This is a genomic window from Pseudomonas iridis, assembly GCF_017980685.1.
Classification (GTDB): domain Bacteria; phylum Pseudomonadota; class Gammaproteobacteria; order Pseudomonadales; family Pseudomonadaceae; genus Aquipseudomonas; species Aquipseudomonas iridis.
In genome coordinates, this window is the sequence record NZ_JACXXO010000011.1 from 38,364 (window position 1) to 56,128 (window position 17,765).

A 17,765-nucleotide genomic window follows, 5' to 3' on the forward strand; every position below is an offset into this window, starting at 1 on the left:
GGGAGTTGATGCAGGGGGCCGCATTGCGCGGTGCTGTCTGGTCGTCCGCATCGGGGATTGATCTGTTCGGCTGAGCGGGATTTGAACCCGCGACCTCCCGTGCACTGGCCTCTACCGAACTGAGTTACCAGCCTCACAATCCATTGGCATGCCTGCCGCCGGTCTGTGCAGATCAATCCCCGATACGCTCTCATCGAGAGAATCGGGTGGGTTCAAGGCAGCTTTCAGCGTGACCACCCACGCTCTCAACCATCGCTGCATAAGGGCAGTTTTCGTCAGGCTGACGTGGCGCTGGTCCATGCATTCCGTTTCAAACGCTGCCAATGACAGCTACGCGGTTTGCAGAGGGGCCTGACGTTCTTTCAGCATCAGCTCGTGCTCAATGCAGAACTGAATCTCTGCGTCGTATCCAGCGCGGCTCAGAACCTGCTGTCCGCTCTGGTCGTAGATCGCTCGGTGGAAGCCAGAGCCATTCCGGCGCGGCGTCCGCTCAACCGTATACCCGTAGCGCTGGTAGCAGTCGTTGGGGCTGTTTGGATTTGGCATCGTCTTGCCCTCCGGGGCGGTTGATTTCCCGTCTGGCCCTGTCGCCAAGGCCAGCCAGTGAAATCTGTTCTCTCCACCACGCGCATCGCCTCGGTTTCCCCACCTGGCCGGGTCACACATTTCGTGTTCAGTGTTATTCCCGGCTGGCTTGCGTGGTTTCGCGTACTCACATCTGGTGAGCACGGCCAGTTCCAGAGCTGGCATGGCATCGACTATTTGTTGCTCGCGCTTACCGGATCGGGTCCGGGGTAGTCGATGGCGAGGATCCTGAGGTTTTAAAGAGCGACGGGTCTGTTGAGGCCCTGTTCCGCTGCACTTGGGTTTTAAGTGCAAGTCGGCTTGCATCTATAAAAGCATGCTGGTGTTTTGAATGCAAGCAAGCTTGTATATTTATTTTGTACTGTACGGACATACAGTAATCAAAAGGGAGGATTTCAGATGGCGAAGAAGCAGGCGAAACCAGCAGAGCGACGGGAAATTAGTGGGATTGAGCGGCTTGGCCTGAGGGTGTCGTCGATGATCAATCACCCGATTGCGCAGGATCAGCGCTGGGTAACGATCCATCGGCTCGACACTGATGGCGACCGAGAGTGGGATGAGGTGATGGGGTTGCTGGCCCAAACGGACGGCATAGAAATGACGTTCAACGATGAGGACGAGTCGGTGACGCTGAAATGGGAGGCGTCATCTGAGAACGATCACGAGGCCGAAGTGCCTGACGAATTCATGAAGGTGGAGGAGGTCGCTCCATTCTGACAGGCATTGAAAAGCCCGCTTGTATGGCGGGCTTTGTGAGTCAGGCGATGATTGTACGTTACTGCCCCGAAGTTATGGCTTAAAGAGCCAGTCGCGCGATTCCGCATTCGCCCTGAGGATTTTCGCTTTCTTTTCGATTTCCTTCTTTTCGAACTCACTGAAATCGATCAGAACGTGCTCCGGGAACTCTTCCGGATCAGATACCGCCGGCAATCCCAGCGCTTGGCATTCGGCTGTAGTTATAGAAACTACGCCCGCCGATCGGCAATCTTCCCTGGCAGTGAAGTGAGCGTATGAAGCCTCTGGAGTGATCAAGTCACCATCATAAGAAGAGAGCTTCTTGTCATCCTTCGGAGTCGGACGGAAAACCTGAGATGTAATTTTTCCGTCTTGCACAAAGCTTGGGTGAACCTGTCGCAGCAACTGAGTTTGATCGTCCATTACACTTCACCCTTTGCTGCTTTGGAAATGAAATCTATCAGCGAATCGACGTCAGCCCTAGCTTCGAGATTCAGCTCCATGTATGTGTCTGCGCCGTCCTTGATATTGAGGCCGTGCAGCTCAGCCGTTTTGTTCTGCGGAATAATTTCGAGGCTGAGATCCTGATTGCCGGTTCTCCATTCAAACTGGAAGCCACCTTCGGCAGTGGGATAAATAAATGGCGTGGGCAGAGTAGCTGGGTACTGATCTCTAAAAAATGACTCTATCCAGTCAAACTCTTCAGGGCTTGGGACCACGCCGCGACCGTCAAGCCAGCCGACTCGTAAAAGTCTGAGCTCATCCAATCGTGCGAGCGGATCATTCGATTCGATGATCACAGCGTCCTCAATAAGGTCCAGGGAGTGAAGCTTTTCCATGCGGTCAAATCGACCAACACCCGATACTGAAATTTTAAGCCCATCACGAAACCCGCGCGTAGCCTCAAGGATAGTGTCGAGGTGTATTGCATCCATCTTCGCGGTAATCTTTTTGCCATCAGGCAGGAGCAGCTCAAAACTCATTTTTGCTTGGTCTATTTCAGGCACCAAGCCGCGGACGGTGACTTCATCCGTGAGAATCTGATTCTGTGACGCTAGCAGAAGTCTCCGCCGAGTTAGTTTTGAGAGCCTAGCAGGTCTATCAGTTCCCGGTCGAAACTCCAATACCTCCCCATCACGCAAGCCTCTGCCGAATCTGTCGAAGTATCCAAGCAGCGTTGCGGGTACATGTTCGGTGATCGGAGTGCCACGCTCGGCGGCGTCTATCGCATTACCAATCGACTGCACCGCCTGGAAAAAATAGTCCTCGTTGGCGGCAGCAAAAAGGCCCGCAGTAGGATCATTGTATTCAATCACGATGTTGGGGACAGCGCTTCCCTCTCCGACCGAGGACAGGTTTATCGATAAGTGATCCGTAAATCCCTTTGGCGTCCGAACCCGGCCGTGCTGCTGAACAAATTTCCATTTAGCTACGGCCACCACGAACTCTTCCAGCGCTGCCAAATCCTTTAGCAGCTCGAGTGGGATCGTGTGGTCATCAAATCTTGCGCCGACGAGTCGAGGTGCGACAAATGGCTTCTTCATATGACTTCCTTATCTCAGGTGATGGCTCGGTTTTCGCGGCGCGAGCACACCGCACGCTAAAAACTGCCAGGTGTCAGGCCTTGCGACCATTCCATATGAACAGGACCTTGGCGTGAATAGTCACGTCGTCCACTCTGGCGGTTTGGTTTTCGTAATGCTGGTTATCGGAAATCAGCCGGTAATGCTCCTCATCCAGTCGCATCATCCGCTTGATGTACAGCTCCTGGTGCCAGGTCACCACGTAAATCCCTTCGCCGATGAACTCCTTCACACCTCGGTCAACGATCACCAGATCTTTGTCATTGATCGTTCCTTCCATGCTCTGACCCCAGCCGGTGATCATCGCCAATGCGGACGCTGCAGTGTAGGAGACGCCTTTCTCGCGCAGGATTTCCTCTCGAACAACTAGGTTCCGCACCGCCTCGTTGTAGTCGGCCGGAACCTGTCCATGCCCCATGGCGCCGCGCACGTCGTACTGCGGAATCAGGATCTCGTCGTTTTTCGGGCGAAGGCTCGCGAGGTTACCCTGCTGATATCCATCCGGCACGTCACCTGGCTCTTCGGCTGCAGCAACGATCCTCTCGCGGGCTTCATCTGACAGCCCCTTCACTTTAGTGAGCATCTGCCGGACAAGGTCAACGGATGAGGCGGAGGAGTTCTCGGCGCCAGAGTCGGATTCTGCCGCAACACTCTTTCTGCTGGGCGGCTCACCTTTCCCAGAAAGCAGCCAGTCGACAGTTGTGTCGTACCCCTCGGCTATCGAAACCAAATTCTCATTTCTGATGTTGCTCGTGTCACCAGCAAACCACTGGCGAACAGCCTCATAGCTGACCCCACAAGTGGTCGCAATGTCTCGCTTGAAGCTACGGGCGCTTACCTCTGGCCTTCTGGCTAAAACGAGTTTCGTAATTCGATCAGTAATTTTCATGCGAGCAATCTACAAGAGAGCTTGTCAAGCATGCTTGCCTTGCAAACACAAGCATGCTTGAATATGGGTAAGCAAAGGAGGTCGGCATGACCAAAACACAAGCAATTAAGCACTTCGGCTCCGTTTCGGCGCTGGCAAAAGCACTCAGCGTGACCTACGAGGCCGTACGCCAGTGGGACGACGTGCCCGAGTTGCGCCAGTACCAAATCGAGCGAATCACCCTGGGTGAGCTGAAAGCAGAGCTGAAAACTCAAGCCGCTTAATCATGCCGCCCCCATCACTCATCAGTTTCGATCAATTCAGAAGCCACAAGGAGCAACACATGTACGCCGACCAATCACACAAGCGTGACACGCCTCGGAAGGTGCGTTTCAACAAAACCCTTGACCGAATCCTGCACAGAGCAGCGGAGCGCGCAGAGATGCAGCACGCCACCTATCTGTACGAAATGATCGAGTGGGCTGTTGAAAACGGTGCAATCGAAGCGCTGAGCAAGGACGAGAAGAAGTCTAGCGCTGCATAGAGGCCCTTTGGAGGTGACCAGTGCCTGAAATTGACTACGAGCACCTGAGTGATGGTGCGAAGCGGCGAGTCGCGGCCTTTGCACTGAAGAAAGGCTTAGGCATCGACGAAGCACTCGAGGCGATTGCCATCGAGTTTCTGGCAATGGGAGGACCCTCACTTATGAGGCGACCCAAAGCCAAGCTGTACCAATTGACGCCCAAAGAGGGCCTCAAAAGTGACACTTAAAGATCCCAAATCACAGGCACAAAAAAACCGACGGATCAGGTCGGTTTCATGTGCAGCACTTAATACAACGTTCTGGAGCGAATAATGCACCACTCAAGCCTAACGAGCAATACCCCCGCGAATGTCGCGACACAATTTGCTGTTTCTGAAAATGTGTCGCGTACCGAAATCGTCAGCCTTATAGATGGCGAGGCGGTCACAACTACTCTCGCCATCGCTGCAGGATGTGAGGTGGATCACGCCAGCGTTATCAAACTGGTTCGCGCATACGAGTCTGATCTTCAAGAGTTTGGACTTCTGGATTTCAAATCCGAAAGTACAGGTGGGCGCCCGACAGAGTTCGCTCTCCTCAATGAGCAGCAGGCGACGCTGATCCTGACTTATATGCGCAACAGTACGATTGTTCGCGAGTTCAAAAAGCGCCTCGTTAAAGACTTCTGGCGCCTGGTTCATGCCAAACCTACCTTCGATTACATCGCCGCACTCAACGATCCGCGCACTTTGCTTGCCCTGCTCACCGACAACGTAAAGAAGGTCGTCGCACTGGAGGCTGACAACACCGAGCTTTCCTACGAAAACCTGATGCTTGAGCAGAAGGTCGCTGCAGACGCGCCCAAGGCAGCCTTTTTCGATGCCGTCACGGTCACACACGAAACCTATTCGGTGGCCGAGGCCGCCAAGCTGATCGGTACCGGCCAGAACCGCCTGATGGCATTTCTGCGTCAGCGCCGATGGGTAACCCTCCGTAAAAACGAGCCTATGCAGGGCCCTATTGAGTCCGGCTACCTGACAGCGAAGCTCAGCACTTTCGAGCATCCCGAGAACGGCAAGACCACCGTATCTACACCACGCGTGACTGGGAAAGGTCTGACGAAGCTTCAGGCTCTGTGGGCTCGCCGTGACGCCGATCTGTTGGGAGGTGCTCTGTGATTACCACCGACCGCCTCCAGCTCATGCTTCGTGTTGCCGATCGTGCGCTGGCTCACCAGATCGCCTTGGATGAAGTGTCCGAGGCGTCGCGCCGGCTTGCCCAGGGCTATGACGACTTCTTTGAAGAGCATGGTCGTCCATTTGAAGACAGCCGCCCAATCAATCCGGAAGTGGAACAGTTCCAGCCGGTGATTGGCGCGACTCGTCACCTCTATATCGCCCGCTGCAACGCCCGCCAGGCCGCCAACACAGCAAAGCGCAAGCTCAAGCTGGCCGTTCGTGCTGTCGAGCGTCACGACGCAGCCTCTACGTCTCAGGAGGCCGCATGATGGCCAGAATCCGTACTGTCAAACCCGAGTTTTGGTCGAGCGAGCAGGTTATGGCCTGCCGCCCATTGGCTCGTCTTCTGTTCATCGGCCTGTGGAATTTCTGCGATGACGGCGGAAACCATCCGTTGTCGCCGAGGACCATTAAGGCCCTTGTCTTCCCCGGTGATGACATCACCACTGACGAAGTGAGCGAGCTTCTCGGCGAGCTTGAAGGCTCTGAACTGACGAAAAGCTACACCGTAGCCGGGAAGCTTTACGTCCATGTTCTGGGTTGGAGACATCAAAAGATCGAGAAAAAGAACTTCAAGTACCCGGCATTCACGACCGAATTCGACGACCAGTCGGAGAGCGGTCGTCGACAATTCGCCGAGGAGTCGTCGACTGGTCGCCTACCGGTAGACCCCGGAAGGGAAGGGAAGGGAATAGGAGAAGATCAACACAACTCACTACACGCGAGCGAAACTGATTTTGCCGATCCGAGCCTGCCGACCGAAATGTCACTGGAGTGGGTGCCTGACGAAAAGCTGCTGAAGAACTATGCGCTCCGCATGGCCCTGCCGGTGACCCTGTTCACAGCTGAGGCAATCGGCGGATTCGTCTGTCACTACTCGGCCTCTGGTCGCGCCGAGACTCAGGCTGCCTGGGTGAGTCTTCTGGTGAAGTGGATCAAGCGTGACGTCGCGTCCGCCAGCAATGTTCGACAGTTCCCTGTTCGGCCTTCGGCAGCTGAACCTGACTTCGACAGCAGTGCGTGGGCCGCAGGCCTTGTGGTGAGCCCATGAAGCCAGCCAACCAACTGATGGCGACCATGGGCAACCTTCCGCCAGCCATTCACGCCGAGCCGCTCCACGTGACGACGGAGACGGTCGACGTGGTGAACGATCTGTTCCGCCGGCTGCGCGGGATCTTCCCGGCTTGGCGCCAAGCGTGGCCGTCCACTGAAGCGCTGGACGCCGCCAAGGCCGAGTGGATCAAAGAGTTTGCCGACGAAGGCATTCGCACGTTGGAACAGATCGAGTTCGGTATCCAGAAGTGCCGCAAGCTCAAGAAGCCTTTCGCGCCGAGCGTTGGTGAGTTCATCGCTATGTGCGTGCCCAGCCCTGAAGACTTCGGCATGCCTGCGCCGGCTGATGCGTGGATCGAAGCACTGATGGGCACCTACAGCCATGAAGCGGTGAAGATCGCAGCAGAAGCGACCGGCCTATTCGACCTGCGCGCAGCAAAGCAGGAAGACAAGGGCTTGCGCGCCAGATTCGACCGCAACTACGAGGTGATCCTACGCCGTGCTCAGGCCGGCCAATCACTCGACGGCAAGATCCTGACCGGCATTGGCCACGACAGCCAAAAATCGCAGCTGCAGCGGGCCGATGAATTGGCAGAGCGAGAGGCCAATGAGCGAATTATCCAGCAAGGAATCCCGGTAGACGGCGCCTCGGCGCGCGAGCTGCTGATGGCGAAATTCGGAAAGAGGGCGGCGCAATGAGTCTGACCAGAAGTCAAATTATCAACAGCATGTGCATGACCATGCGTCACGATTTTGGCCTGAGAAAGCCAGAAGGGGAGTCGCTATCGGCCCGCATAGCGTCCGGCATGACCGAGGACGAACAATCCGCCCTGTTGCGGGACATGACGAAGCTCTACAGCCACCACATTGCCCCGATCCTGGATGAGCTCGAAAAGGCCCGAGAGATCGCTGGGGAATTCGCTTCGCTGGCTGAGCGCTGGCGCGAAAAGGCTGTGGCCCGTGCCGCGTCTCCAGCGCAGCTTGAAGCTGGCCTGATGGCTCTAGCCCGATGCATTGGGCCGGATACGACGAATTCAGTACTCGCCGCCATGAAGGGGATGCCGCAATGACCGACAAGATGCGTGAAGCGGTTGCGAGAGCAATCTGGAACATCCGCCGCGAAGAGGAAGACCGGTGCGACATGGATCTTGAGGATATGGGCGCCGGTCATTCCGTGTGGACCGAGGCTGATGCCGCTATCGGGGCAATGCGCGAGGCTCTAGTAATTGAGCTGCCACAAATCGTTGCCTACGAGGCCGGGTACGACTCTCTGCGTGACAACGATTACGCCAGTAACCCGGATGAGCTCTTCGACGCTGATGAGGTGTTTGCCCTGCACCGCAGCATCGAGGTTCAAGAAGCCATCGAAGCAGCAGGCCTGAAGGTGAAGCCATGATCACTAAAACCCAACTCGGAGTCGCCTGCGGCGTTGCTGGCTTCTGCGTCGGTATCTATTGCGTCCTGATCACAATGGCGGTGGCGGCATGAGCGAATACAAGCGACTGAAGCACCTTGCTCTTGCTCAGCCAGTGCAGGAGTGGAGAAGCGAAGAGGGCGAGCCGTCGATGATGAACGGCGAGCGCATGTACTACGTGATCGGCCCCGGCGGCGTGAGCTGCTGGGAGCATGGCGCGCACGACCGGGTTTCGGCGTCCTACATTGCTGCCGCAAGCCCAGCGGTAGTGCTGGGGCTGATCGCCGATAACGAGCGGCTTCAAGGTTGCGAGGATGTATTGCGCCAACTTTCCAGCCACGTCGGTGCTGGAGGCTACAACGCGCCAGAAGTAGACCCTGAGACCTTTGCTCGCAAGATCATGGACGGCATCAACATCCTCAATGATCCGCTGGCCCAACTGGTGATTAAGAAGGGTGAGCAGATCGACCAGCTCCGCGCCGAAGTCGCCGGCCTCAAGACCGGCTACGAAGCCTACGAGCGGGTGAATGCTGAGCTGAAGGCTGAGAGCGAACGTCTTGAGCGTAACCGCGACATGTGGAAAGGCCAGGTAGAGCGGCAGGCCGAAGAGCTGACAATGCTGCGCAAGCGTATCGACGATATGTCGCCGTTCAAGGGCGCGCCGTTTACCGGTCCAGATACCAAGTGCCTTGCATGCGGTGGCTATCACTACGGCATGGGTGGGCTACCGTGCCCGAACATGCGCATCACGGCTCAGGCTGATCTTCCAGAGACTCGATCAGGCCAGATTGGCGCCGCCCTGGGCCAGGGAGGCCGTGGCGGGCAATCGACCTCAAAAACGTCTCAAAGCGCCGATCCAGAAGGGTCGAAGGGTGGCGGGCAATGACCGACAAGATCAGCGTCAACAGCGCCACAAAGCTCTCCGAGGCCATCAACGCTCTGACAGCCATGTACCGGGACAAGAAGTTCGTGGTGGTCTCCCTGCGCCCAGGCAAGGACCGGACCTTGGATCAAAACGCATTGTGGTTTGCGCTTTACCAGCGAATCGCCCAGATGACCCAGATCGGTGACGTGGAGGACGCCCGCAAGTACTGCAAGCTGCACTTCGGCGTGCCGATCATGCGCAATGCCGACGCCGACTTCCGCAACGGCTGGAACCTGATGTTCCTGCACCTGGACTACGAGACAAAGATCGAACTGATGGGGCCTTGCTCGCTTTTCGGCCCGGATGGCTTCCCAGTGACTCGCCTGTTCAATCGCGCCCAGGGCATCGCATACACGGACCAGATCGTTGCCGAGTTCAGCGCCAAGGGTGTGGTGTTCACTGATCTGCTGGGCGAGGTGGCGGCATGAGCTTGCTCAACTGCGAATGTCACCGCTGCATCGCCGAGTTCAAGCTGGGCTCAAAAGGTCCATTTGGCTGGCTGCCACTTTCATCCACAAAAATGATCCTTTGCCCTACCTGTGGCTGCAAGCGCTGCCCAAAGGCAAGTGACCATGACTTGGCATGCACGGACAGCAACGAGCCCGGCCAGCCTGGGAGCGTGTACCAATGACCATTGAGCGCAAACAACCCAAGCCCAAGACCTGCAAGAACCCAGCATGCAGGGCCTCATTCGTCCCGCAGCGCCTTGGGCAAGCGGTGTGCAGCCCTAAGTGTGCGCTGGCCACCGTAGAGGTGCAGAAGGCCAAGGAGAAGAAGTCGCTGGCCCAGGCCGGCCGCCGGGAGTTCAAGGTCCGCAAAGAGGCCCTGAAAAGTCGCGGCGATCACCTCAAGGATGCCGAGAAGGCGGTACGCGACTACCGGCGCACCTATGAGCTGAGCATCGGAAGCGGCTGCATCAGCTGTGGAGAGTCGCAGGAATCGATTCTGGCAGGCCAGCTTTGATCGGGAGGCTGAACTGCTCGGCGCAGTGGCCGACGGATCGATCACCGCCGAGATGCTCGAACGAGGGTGGCCAAGCCAGCTCCTATAACACGGCTGACAGTAGCGCTGTCCTGGGGACGTGAGAAAAATGACAGACAGTCGCAATATGACTTTCGGTTTTCAACTAGATATAGTGGCCCTATGATCTCACTAGGGAAGGGCGTTGAATGCCTCGCAAAGCAATTGGGAAAACGGTCACACGATTAAGTCGGTCTGAGATTCACAGCGATAAAACACTCGCGAAGAAAAAATACCAGTTTCTAGCGTCTGTGAAATTCACCAACGTTACCTCGGTGCTGCTTCCTGGCGATGTCAATCCTACGGATTTCATCGAGTTTACGTTCGCCTCGCTAAAGAAGCTGCTCAAACAGAATGAGAAAAACGCGATTGCCGCTGTAGAAGCCAGTGAGGAGCAGGAGAGGCTCGCGAGCAAAAAACTCCGCAGCGCCTCAACAAAATTGGCAAAGGCGGATGTGGCTCTCAAGAAATCTAAAGAGGCGGCTCAGCAATTTAGGGGCAGGGTAGAGGCTCTAGAACTAGTCAAAATAGAGCAAGAAGAGCAGATCTCAGAGCTACAGGGAAGGCTGCAGAGGCTAAGGGACGAAGAAAGTATCTTGCAGCGAAACTATGATCGATTGCTGAAAAATATTGAGGAGGAGCCAGAGCAGACGCATCGCCCTGCCGGCCTTCAAAGCCCAGATTGGAGCAGTATAACTAATCGTAAGCCGATGCCAGGCAGTTACAAAACAGGTAAACGCGGCTGACGAACAACGCGGCAAGAATCCTCGGAGAGCTACTCTTCTATCCCAGTGAGATTGTGGCTTAAGTTACACGGCAGTCTGGCACGCACGGGATTGGATTTTCTCGGTCAGCGTCCGACTGTACGGCCACTGGAAGTACACAAGGAACCCGACCCGTTCGGGGTTTTCTTCGTCTGGAGATTGAAAAGACGAAGCCCCGGCGAGCTGTAATCACCAGGGCTTCTATTTTCTGCGATGGGGACGCATCGAGAACGTCCGGCAATGCTATCAGCGGGAATCAAAAAGCAAAACCCCGGCGGTTCGCTATCGCCGGGGTTTCTATTTTCTCCTGCGCCCTTTATCGCGGAAGAACGTGAGGCAGATCCTAGCCCAAATATCTAGGTGTGGACAGGGTGCCCTGCAGTAATGTCACAATGATATGTCGTCGCTTGGAAAACCTACGCTCAAGGAATGAGGATGCACCGATATCTTGTTATTGCGCTTTCAACGCTGCTGTTGGCTATATATGGATTTACATTTTTAACCACGCCCTCAGGACTGAACGGTTTACCTGGGTGGGCTCCATATAGCCTCTAAACTAAATTCTTGAAATATGCCCGCCACGCGCGGGCTTTTTTTCGTCTGGAAACAACACATGGGGCTTGTACCTGGCCGCCTGCATCGCCCAGGAATCCAGGGGAACGTCGCTGAATTCGGAGTTAGAAAGAACGGATCGATCAAAAGGTGGGCAGGGTTTATACCTGCAGTTGCACTTGCGTTTCTATCCGCCGGACCTTGTCTCACTCCTCCAGCGGATCGATCAGATGTCGCACCTGATTTCTGATATTTCCCATATGAATTCACAGTGATTTTTCGTCACATTCATAGCTCCAGAAACAGCGAAGCCGGCACTGGGTGGGCTTCTCAGCCGTTTCGTATGGTGGGCCCAGGGGATTTGAGCCTCTGTCTTAGCCCTTCGATCGCCCGGCGTGTGGGAACTATTCCCATCGAGGGAAATCTATGATGTTCGTTCTACTTATTTGTATCACCCGCGATACAAGCTCAGCCTTTATGTTTCATGCTGCGCGATGGGGACTCCATTCCGCGTTCGAGCATGAAGGTCTGTCTCAACCAAGGAAGATTGATGGCAATCCTAAAACTTTATCAGCCCCTTGATATGAATACCCTTCAAGCGTGGGACGGCACCTTTCCGATCGTTGAAGCCGACCATATACAATCCACTGACGGGCTAAGAACTCAAGACTACTTCGGTTCGTTTCAATTCACTGATGGCGAAATGTCGGGGGGCGTACTGACCGCCACGACCGCTTATGAGAATGGCGCGTCTTACGAAGTAACCGGTTTGAATCTCGACGCAAGGGTTATGGCCGAATACATTGGAAACTTCGACATCAATGGAGCCATGGCTGAAATACTCAAAGGCGACGACACCCTCATCGGCTCTGCTGGAAACGATGTGCTCAAAGGCGGCGGTGGTAATAATGGGTTCGATGGCGGTACCGGCATAGACACAGTGTTTTACGGCGGTGGTAAACATGATGTCTCGATTCCGTCCAGCGGGAGTACCTACACCGTCAGTCATGACGGCGGCATCGACACTTTGAACAATATCGAGCGTATCGACTTCGGCCCAGGCTCTGTTTTGGCGCTGGATGTAAAGGCTGGCGAAAACGCAGGTTCGGCCTACCGCCTGTATCAGGCAGCGTTCGATCGCAAACCTGATATCAGTGGGCTGAAGTACTGGATCAAAGAGCTGGACACTAGCGCCAGCCTTCAACAAATTGCTAAAGGCTTTGTCGACAGCGCCGAATTCATGACGCTCAATCCCAGTAAAGATGTCACCTCAATCATCAACAACTTGTACCAGCACGTGCTGCACCGCAACGCCGACGAAGCGGGCGAGCAGTATTGGAAAAGTGCCATGGCCGAAGGCATGAGCACGCCAGAGGTACTGGTTTCGTTTTCCGAGAGCCAGGAAAACATCAGCAATACCGCTGCGGCACTCAACAGCGGCCTTTGGCTGGTCTGACACCTCAATGCATTTTTTTCTCTATTTGAGAATATGGAGTTCTCTTGGCAAGCGTTATCTATAATCAGCCGTTCACCAACTTTGATCCGAACAAAGCCGCCAATGTCGGCCTAACAGGTTCGGTCACGGACGCTACCAGCACTCACATTGGCATACGTGATGGCTCTTACTCCGTCGATATGAAAGGCATATTCATATACAGCGGTACCAAACTGATGGGGCGCGTCTCTGAGATATCGTATTCCAAAGACGGCTCGACTTACATGACCGCATCTGAATTGGGTTACAACCTGTCTGGCTCGGTTCCAGCGTCCTTCTATGAAGGCGATGACAAATATCTCGGTTCCAGCGGCAACGACCTATTCAACGCCTGGTTGGGCAATGACAAGTACGACGGTGGTGCTGGCACCGACACCGTTTACTACAGCGCGTCCAAGAGCGACTTTACCGTCAAGGCCAGCGGCAATGGTCTGATTCTGGACGGCCTGGGTAAGACTGACTCGCTAGTCAACATCGAACGCGTCAAGTTCGACGACGGCACCTTGGCGGTGGATATCAATGTTGGCCAGAACGCTGGTTCTGGATATCGCTTGTACCAAGCGGCGTTTGATCGCAAGCCTGACAATTACGGGCTCAAATACTGGATCAATGATCTGGACAATGGCCGCAGCCTGCAGCAAGTAGCAAAGGGGTTTGTCGACAGCGCTGAGTTCAAGGCCCTGAATCCGGGTCAGGACCAGAACTCTTTAATCAACAACTTCTACCAGCACGTGTTGCATCGCGACGCCGATGCTGGTGGCCTGCAGTATTGGAATGGCAAAATGAGCGGTGGCATGACTGCAGCTGAAGTACTGGTGTCGTTCTCTGAAAGTCAGGAGAACATTGCTAACGTTGCACCGGACCTGAATAACGGCTTGTGGTTGATGTAGCGCATAGGGCCTAGTCTGCTGGCTATAACGCACCCGGACTTATGTCGCAATTCCTTACTGCGTTGCCTGGGGCTGTCAGAAAGATGCGAGGCGGTAAGGGGCGTGATGGATTGGATCGCCCTTTGCCAGCCTGGCTTTTCTGGGTCGGCGTCAGGATAGGCGGCGCCAAGCAGTACACCGCAACCCCGACAACTTCGGGGTTTTTTACGTCTGGAGATCAATAAATGCCCATCACCGAGCAGCAGCTGCTGCAGATTCTCCCGAACGCCGGCCGCCAAGCCGGCGTTTTTGTTCCTGTGCTGAACACGGCCATGGGCAAATACGGAATTGTCACTCGCCTGCGCATTGCCGCTTTCATTGCCCAGATCGGCCATGAGTCTGGCCAGCTGACGCGCCTGGTGGAAAACCTGAACTACAGCGCTGAGGGCCTGATGAAGACTTGGCCAAGCCGGTTCGACCTGGTGCGAGCAACGGCAGCAGCCCGCAAGCCCGAGCAGATCGCCAACATCGTGTATGCCGGTCGCATGGGCAACACCGAGCCGGGTGATGGCTGGAAATATCGAGGTCGTGGTTTGTTCCAGGTGACCGGCAAGACGAACTATGCAGCGTGTGGCGATGCCCTGGGCCTGGACTTGGTCAATCGGCCGGAGTTGCTGGAGCAGACTCAATACGCCGCCCTGTCGGCCGCATGGTTCTGGTCGGTGAATGGCTTGAATACCCTGGCCGATGCCGGCGACCTGGCCAAAATTACCCGCCGCATCAATGGCGGGCTCAATGGTCAGGCCGACCGCCAGGGGCTGTACGACAAGGCGCTGAAGGTGCTGGCATGACGCCCGGTCAAGTCCTGGCCGCTATCCTGCTGGCGCTCGCCATCGGATTTGGCGGTGCCTGGCAGGTGCAGGACTGGCGCATGGGCGAGCGACTGGCCGTGCAGGACGGCTTGCACCAGTCGGACCTGACAGCTATCGGCAATGCCGCTTCCGCCCAGACCCGTATCGAGCAGGACAAGCGCCTGGGCCTAGAAGGCCGTCTTCAATCTATAGACGAAGCGCATTTCAAGGAATTTAGTGATGCACAGAAAAATATTTCAAGGCTGCGTGATCGCCTGGCTACTTCTGATCTGCGGCTGTCAGTCCTCCTTGCCGCGGATTCAGCCAGTGGCTGCGACGTGCCTGCCGCCCCCGGCGCCGCCAGCGTGGTTCATGCAGCCCGTCGAGCCCAGCTTGACCCAGCGCATGCTCAACGAATTATCGCCATCACCGACACCGGCGACCAAGGACTGATCGCGTTGCGGGCGTGCCAGGCTTACGTCAGGGCTTTGGCCCCCTGAGTACGGTCAGTTCCAGCAGCAACCGCTGATTCTCCCTGAGCAGGTGGTCGCGCTGCTCGGTAACCAGATCGATAGGGCGAAAGCTCAAGTTGTCAGGTTCCCGATCCCCCATGGCTGCCATGCGCTCAAGTGCTTTCGCGAGCGCCGCCTCTGCTGCTGCCTTGCCGGTAGCGAGCAGGTCATTCATCTGCACCAGTCCGGCGATATTCTTTCGCGCCTTGTTCAGCTGCGCCTGTGTTCCGCTGAGTTCGTCCTCAAGCAGAGCGCATTGATGTTTGTACATTTCCAGAGGCGTAGGGCAGCCAAGCCACGCCGAGGTGTCTTCGTCGATGTTCATGGTGGGGAAACTCAAATACTGTATGTGCGTACAGTAATCGAGTGCTTGCAGATTTGGGAGTGGTGTTCGTCGGCAGGACGCCGGGGAGGGTTTGGAGCTCGTACCACTTTTCGTACCAATCAATGTTCCCTTGAGGGACTCTCCGGGGTCTCAGAAGGCGCTGAAACCCCTTGCCTAGCGCCTTTGGAATACGCCAGCTAATCCACACATAAAATCCTTACCGGTTTTTCCGTTGGGGAGGGGGTCAAACGCTACCTCGCCAAAGGGCGGGTACTCAGAAACTGACCCGCCCCGGTATGTGGAGTTTTAGAACGATAAGTTATAAGCATACCGGTGAGACAAATGGCTGCCATCTTTCGAGCGCTGAAGCATGTGTCATCCAGCTCTGGTCATGGTTTGTTTTGACGAGTCGCCCGACCTGTACGGTGGAAGCTTATTTAGCCAATTCCCAGCCTCGGTACATGACGTACGGGCGATAAGCGCTTTTATTGAAGGGGTGGACGACTCGCCAATCCAGGAGGCTTGGCTTCACTTCATAGGCGCTGTCCTTGATCCAGATAAAGTACCTGCTGTTGAAGAGCAGGATCTGCGCACCGTCTTCATAAGGTTGCCCTGAAATCTTCAGTCGGCTTGCCACAACGTCTCGTTGCTGGTACCCGGCGAGATCGCGTTTCCATAGAAAAAGGCGTTTGTTTTCACGATTGCCTACCAGCTCGAACGCGTTGAAGTAATCCGGTAACCGGGTTTGAGCATCGGAGTTTTCTTCGTCTTCGGCAGCAGAGGACGTGGGCTGCTGATTTCGCAGCTCCTTCAGCTCCAGCAGTTGCAGCAATCCCTTCTTTTTTTCTTCAACTGTCCAGTCTTCTACCCCGGTAAACAATTCGCTCAGCAGAGCATCCACAGGGGATGACCGCAGGCGCATGCGGAAGGAATAAGTGAGTTGTTCGGACACCGGCGGGCGTGGGTGCAAATGACTATTTGCACGACGATTGGCATGGTTTGGCAGATTGACTTCATTGACGGGCACGGCAATTCGTTTGGTATCGGCAATAAATGTATTCAGGTTCAGGGTGGAAATATGGGCGAACAGGTTTTCGGCTTTCAACTTTGTCAAGGATACATATTCCCTGCCGGACAAATCGATGGTCGCTACGCTCCGTTCTTTCCTGTCAACTGTACCGGTATTCTTTGCTTTCTGTAATGCCTTTAGTTCAGCCAGGCAGGCCGCTTGGTCGACAAGGTTCATCTGGGATGCTAAAAATTTTGGCAGAGGTGTGTCGTTTTGCAGTAGATGTTCAAACTTCTCACGAAAATCATCCGGGCTGTTGTACACATAAAAGCCCGGTCCCCTGTCATTGGGTACATATAATATGTACTGGTTTTTCGTCGGGTCGTCTTTGCTCACTATCAGCATGACCGTGTTGGTGTCGTACTTGCCAAAAAGTTGAACGCTGTAAAACAGGATGCGTTCTTTTTCTGGGACGCTACCATTGGCAATGTCGACTTTTTTATCTGTCAGGTTCTTTAGCGTCGACCAGGTTTCTTCATCGATATCCTTGCTGAAGAATTTGGTGTATGCCGCCAGTTTCATGTTGAGCATGGCCAGTTGCACGGCATCTGCTCGGGCTTGCGCAGTATTGAATTTTTCCTCGATCATTTTCTGGTATTCGTTGCCTAGATCAAGGCTGCGGCTCAGCGCAGAAAATTCCTGGGCGGTGATTTTCTCCTTGGGAATTTCGTCATCAGGCGCGTCGTGAGGATTGAACACGATTTCGCTGTCGCTTGAGTAGTAATCGGCGGCGGCTTCGGTGTCCGTGAAGTTCAACATGGCAGCCTGCAGCAGGGTAATGCTGTAATCCGCATCATCGCTGGAAGTTTTGGGCTTGAGCTTGATTTTGTGTCTGGCCGTGACCCAGGAAGGGTATTTGGTTCGCATCATCATATTGAGCTTTCGCTTGCAGAAGATGCTGGGTGTCTCGAGTGTTGAAAGTGATTGGTCGACAGCGTTCTGAAGAATAAACGCCTCTTCCAGCGCCGCACGATATTCATCAATCTTGCTTTTGTGCGAAGGTTCAAAGTTTCCCAGAGATGTGGACAGGAAGTTTTCTACAGGCGTTTTCTTGTCCTGATCCGTGATTTTTTCTAAAGCGTTGTTGACGGCTTCAGCGGCGTGATCGTTATTTGTCGAGTTGTCTGTCAGTGATGTCATGTAAGAAAGCTCATCTATTGGGTGTGGAGCTAGCCTACGGATGTTTCATGGATAAATATAACTTCAATATTGAATGGTTTTAGGGTGTGTTTGTGCAAGACTTTGAAAGCTTGATATAGATATGTAGTGCACGATTGTTGTCGTTGTGTGCTGCATATGATTTATCTGCAATATATCGTTGTTGTCGGGTTGTAATTTTGTTTCAAGTCGATAGGTTTATTGGCTCCAACCTGCAATAAAGGAT

General features: G+C 54.8%; 23 protein-coding genes and 1 tRNA gene. 18 read left to right on the forward strand and 6 right to left on the reverse strand.

Going from position 1 to position 17,765, the window contains the following annotated elements:
• Positions 1-66: 66 nt before the first annotated feature.
• Positions 67-134, reverse strand: a tRNA-OTHER gene (locus IEQ42_RS18270).
• Positions 135-984: 850 nt separating this feature from the next.
• On the opposite strand from IEQ42_RS18270, the gene IEQ42_RS18275 reads away from it, so the two are divergent.
• A complete protein-coding gene (locus IEQ42_RS18275; RefSeq protein ID WP_210704497.1) occupies positions 985-1,302 on the forward strand; it encodes a DUF1654 domain-containing protein in 318 nt (105 codons plus the stop codon).
• Between the two features lie 72 nt (positions 1,303-1,374).
• Here the strand turns inward: IEQ42_RS18275 and IEQ42_RS18280 are convergent, their stop codons facing one another.
• From IEQ42_RS18280 to IEQ42_RS18290, 3 genes are all read right to left on the reverse strand, one after another.
• Positions 1,375-1,743 (reverse strand): hypothetical protein, encoded by a 369-nt coding sequence (locus tag IEQ42_RS18280; RefSeq protein WP_210704498.1) that lies wholly within the window; start codon positions 1,741-1,743, stop codon positions 1,375-1,377.
• Positions 1,743-2,864, reverse strand: coding sequence for a hypothetical protein (locus IEQ42_RS18285; RefSeq protein WP_210704499.1), 1,122 nt, complete (start codon positions 2,862-2,864; stop codon positions 1,743-1,745). Before IEQ42_RS18285 ends, IEQ42_RS18280 begins: the two co-directional genes overlap by 1 nt.
• A 73-nt stretch (positions 2,865-2,937) precedes the next feature.
• Entirely contained in the window at positions 2,938-3,792 is an 855-nt protein-coding gene (locus IEQ42_RS18290) for an XRE family transcriptional regulator (RefSeq protein ID WP_210704501.1), read from the reverse strand.
• Between the two features lie 86 nt (positions 3,793-3,878).
• On the opposite strand from IEQ42_RS18290, the gene IEQ42_RS18295 reads away from it, so the two are divergent.
• From IEQ42_RS18295 to IEQ42_RS18375, 17 genes are all read left to right on the forward strand, one after another.
• Positions 3,879-4,055, forward strand: a complete 177-nt coding sequence (locus IEQ42_RS18295; RefSeq protein WP_210704503.1) for a Cro/CI family transcriptional regulator — start codon at positions 3,879-3,881, stop codon at positions 4,053-4,055.
• Between the two features lie 59 nt (positions 4,056-4,114).
• On the forward strand, positions 4,115-4,315 hold the full coding sequence (locus IEQ42_RS18300; protein WP_210704505.1) for a hypothetical protein: 201 nt from the start codon (positions 4,115-4,117) through the stop codon (positions 4,313-4,315).
• Positions 4,316-4,335: 20 nt separating this feature from the next.
• A complete protein-coding gene (locus tag IEQ42_RS18305) occupies positions 4,336-4,542 on the forward strand; it encodes a hypothetical protein (RefSeq protein ID WP_210704506.1) in 207 nt (68 codons plus the stop codon).
• 84 nt (positions 4,543-4,626) lie between these two features.
• Positions 4,627-5,472: a phage antirepressor KilAC domain-containing protein gene (locus tag IEQ42_RS18310; RefSeq protein WP_210704507.1), complete on the forward strand. Its 846-nt coding sequence runs from the start codon at positions 4,627-4,629 to the stop codon at positions 5,470-5,472.
• A complete protein-coding gene (locus IEQ42_RS18315; protein ID WP_210704508.1) occupies positions 5,469-5,801 on the forward strand; it encodes a hypothetical protein in 333 nt (110 codons plus the stop codon). Before IEQ42_RS18310 ends, IEQ42_RS18315 begins: the two co-directional genes overlap by 4 nt.
• Positions 5,798-6,583 carry a DnaT-like ssDNA-binding domain-containing protein gene (locus IEQ42_RS18320; RefSeq protein ID WP_210704509.1) on the forward strand — a complete coding sequence of 262 codons (786 nt, stop codon included), beginning with the start codon at positions 5,798-5,800 and terminating at the stop codon, positions 6,581-6,583. Before IEQ42_RS18315 ends, IEQ42_RS18320 begins: the two co-directional genes overlap by 4 nt.
• Positions 6,580-7,284 carry a replication protein P gene (locus IEQ42_RS18325; RefSeq protein ID WP_210704510.1) on the forward strand — a complete coding sequence of 235 codons (705 nt, stop codon included), beginning with the start codon at positions 6,580-6,582 and terminating at the stop codon, positions 7,282-7,284. Before IEQ42_RS18320 ends, IEQ42_RS18325 begins: the two co-directional genes overlap by 4 nt.
• A complete protein-coding gene (locus IEQ42_RS18330; RefSeq protein WP_210704511.1) occupies positions 7,281-7,655 on the forward strand; it encodes a hypothetical protein in 375 nt (124 codons plus the stop codon). The genes IEQ42_RS18325 and IEQ42_RS18330 overlap by 4 nt, the downstream gene beginning before the upstream one ends.
• Positions 7,652-7,981, forward strand: coding sequence for a hypothetical protein (locus tag IEQ42_RS18335; protein WP_210704512.1), 330 nt, complete (start codon positions 7,652-7,654; stop codon positions 7,979-7,981). Before IEQ42_RS18330 ends, IEQ42_RS18335 begins: the two co-directional genes overlap by 4 nt.
• 88 nt (positions 7,982-8,069) lie before the next feature.
• Positions 8,070-8,885, forward strand: a complete 816-nt coding sequence (locus IEQ42_RS18340; protein WP_210704516.1) for a hypothetical protein — start codon at positions 8,070-8,072, stop codon at positions 8,883-8,885.
• On the forward strand, positions 8,882-9,352 hold the full coding sequence (locus IEQ42_RS18345; RefSeq protein WP_210704518.1) for a NinB/YbcN family protein: 471 nt from the start codon (positions 8,882-8,884) through the stop codon (positions 9,350-9,352). The genes IEQ42_RS18340 and IEQ42_RS18345 overlap by 4 nt, the downstream gene beginning before the upstream one ends.
• Positions 9,353-9,551: 199 nt before the next feature.
• On the forward strand, positions 9,552-9,887 hold the full coding sequence (locus IEQ42_RS18350) for a recombination protein NinG (RefSeq protein ID WP_210704520.1): 336 nt from the start codon (positions 9,552-9,554) through the stop codon (positions 9,885-9,887).
• Between the two features lie 206 nt (positions 9,888-10,093).
• Positions 10,094-10,690 (forward strand): hypothetical protein, encoded by a 597-nt coding sequence (locus IEQ42_RS18355; RefSeq protein ID WP_210704521.1) that lies wholly within the window; start codon positions 10,094-10,096, stop codon positions 10,688-10,690.
• A gap of 1,120 nt (positions 10,691-11,810) precedes the next feature.
• Complete coding sequence (locus tag IEQ42_RS18360) at positions 11,811-12,716, forward strand: DUF4214 domain-containing protein (protein WP_210704524.1); 906 nt, start codon at positions 11,811-11,813, stop codon at positions 12,714-12,716.
• Between the two features lie 44 nt (positions 12,717-12,760).
• Positions 12,761-13,645, forward strand: a complete 885-nt coding sequence (locus IEQ42_RS18365) for a DUF4214 domain-containing protein (RefSeq protein WP_210704525.1) — start codon at positions 12,761-12,763, stop codon at positions 13,643-13,645.
• A 224-nt stretch (positions 13,646-13,869) separates the two neighbouring features.
• A complete protein-coding gene (locus tag IEQ42_RS18370) occupies positions 13,870-14,475 on the forward strand; it encodes a glycoside hydrolase family 19 protein (protein ID WP_210704526.1) in 606 nt (201 codons plus the stop codon).
• A complete protein-coding gene (locus tag IEQ42_RS18375) occupies positions 14,472-14,975 on the forward strand; it encodes a lysis system i-spanin subunit Rz (RefSeq protein ID WP_210704527.1) in 504 nt (167 codons plus the stop codon). Before IEQ42_RS18370 ends, IEQ42_RS18375 begins: the two co-directional genes overlap by 4 nt.
• On the opposite strand, the gene IEQ42_RS18380 is transcribed toward IEQ42_RS18375, so the two are convergent.
• Both IEQ42_RS18380 and IEQ42_RS18385 read right to left on the reverse strand, forming a co-directional pair.
• A complete protein-coding gene (locus IEQ42_RS18380; protein WP_210704528.1) occupies positions 14,956-15,312 on the reverse strand; it encodes a hypothetical protein in 357 nt (118 codons plus the stop codon). The two genes, IEQ42_RS18375 and IEQ42_RS18380, sit on opposite strands and share 20 nt — an antisense overlap.
• A gap of 433 nt (positions 15,313-15,745) precedes the next feature.
• On the reverse strand, positions 15,746-17,521 hold the full coding sequence (locus IEQ42_RS18385) for a dermonecrotic toxin domain-containing protein (protein WP_210704529.1): 1,776 nt from the start codon (positions 17,519-17,521) through the stop codon (positions 15,746-15,748).
• Positions 17,522-17,765: the final 244 nt, after the last annotated feature.

What these genes read in the sequence shown, in the direction of transcription:
- IEQ42_RS18275 (WP_210704497.1), top strand. Translation starts at nt 985, where the DNA reads ATGGCGAAGAAGCAGGCGAAACCAGCAGAGCGACGGGAAATTAGTGGG.
- IEQ42_RS18280 (WP_210704498.1), bottom strand. Translation starts at nt 1,743, where the DNA reads ATGGACGATCAAACTCAGTTGCTGCGACAGGTTCACCCAAGCTTTGTG.
- IEQ42_RS18285 (WP_210704499.1), bottom strand. Translation starts at nt 2,864, where the DNA reads ATGAAGAAGCCATTTGTCGCACCTCGACTCGTCGGCGCAAGATTTGAT.
- IEQ42_RS18290 (WP_210704501.1), bottom strand. Translation starts at nt 3,792, where the DNA reads ATGAAAATTACTGATCGAATTACGAAACTCGTTTTAGCCAGAAGGCCA.
- IEQ42_RS18295 (WP_210704503.1), top strand. Translation starts at nt 3,879, where the DNA reads ATGACCAAAACACAAGCAATTAAGCACTTCGGCTCCGTTTCGGCGCTG.
- IEQ42_RS18300 (WP_210704505.1), top strand. Translation starts at nt 4,115, where the DNA reads ATGTACGCCGACCAATCACACAAGCGTGACACGCCTCGGAAGGTGCGT.
- IEQ42_RS18310 (WP_210704507.1), top strand. Translation starts at nt 4,627, where the DNA reads ATGCACCACTCAAGCCTAACGAGCAATACCCCCGCGAATGTCGCGACA.
- IEQ42_RS18320 (WP_210704509.1), top strand. Translation starts at nt 5,798, where the DNA reads ATGATGGCCAGAATCCGTACTGTCAAACCCGAGTTTTGGTCGAGCGAG.
- IEQ42_RS18325 (WP_210704510.1), top strand. Translation starts at nt 6,580, where the DNA reads ATGAAGCCAGCCAACCAACTGATGGCGACCATGGGCAACCTTCCGCCA.
- IEQ42_RS18330 (WP_210704511.1), top strand. Translation starts at nt 7,281, where the DNA reads ATGAGTCTGACCAGAAGTCAAATTATCAACAGCATGTGCATGACCATG.
- IEQ42_RS18335 (WP_210704512.1), top strand. Translation starts at nt 7,652, where the DNA reads ATGACCGACAAGATGCGTGAAGCGGTTGCGAGAGCAATCTGGAACATC.
- IEQ42_RS18340 (WP_210704516.1), top strand. Translation starts at nt 8,070, where the DNA reads ATGAGCGAATACAAGCGACTGAAGCACCTTGCTCTTGCTCAGCCAGTG.
- IEQ42_RS18345 (WP_210704518.1), top strand. Translation starts at nt 8,882, where the DNA reads ATGACCGACAAGATCAGCGTCAACAGCGCCACAAAGCTCTCCGAGGCC.
- IEQ42_RS18350 (WP_210704520.1), top strand. Translation starts at nt 9,552, where the DNA reads ATGACCATTGAGCGCAAACAACCCAAGCCCAAGACCTGCAAGAACCCA.
- IEQ42_RS18355 (WP_210704521.1), top strand. Translation starts at nt 10,094, where the DNA reads ATGCCTCGCAAAGCAATTGGGAAAACGGTCACACGATTAAGTCGGTCT.
- IEQ42_RS18360 (WP_210704524.1), top strand. Translation starts at nt 11,811, where the DNA reads ATGGCAATCCTAAAACTTTATCAGCCCCTTGATATGAATACCCTTCAA.
- IEQ42_RS18370 (WP_210704526.1), top strand. Translation starts at nt 13,870, where the DNA reads ATGCCCATCACCGAGCAGCAGCTGCTGCAGATTCTCCCGAACGCCGGC.
- IEQ42_RS18375 (WP_210704527.1), top strand. Translation starts at nt 14,472, where the DNA reads ATGACGCCCGGTCAAGTCCTGGCCGCTATCCTGCTGGCGCTCGCCATC.
- IEQ42_RS18380 (WP_210704528.1), bottom strand. Translation starts at nt 15,312, where the DNA reads ATGAACATCGACGAAGACACCTCGGCGTGGCTTGGCTGCCCTACGCCT.
- IEQ42_RS18385 (WP_210704529.1), bottom strand. Translation starts at nt 17,521, where the DNA reads ATGACATCACTGACAGACAACTCGACAAATAACGATCACGCCGCTGAA.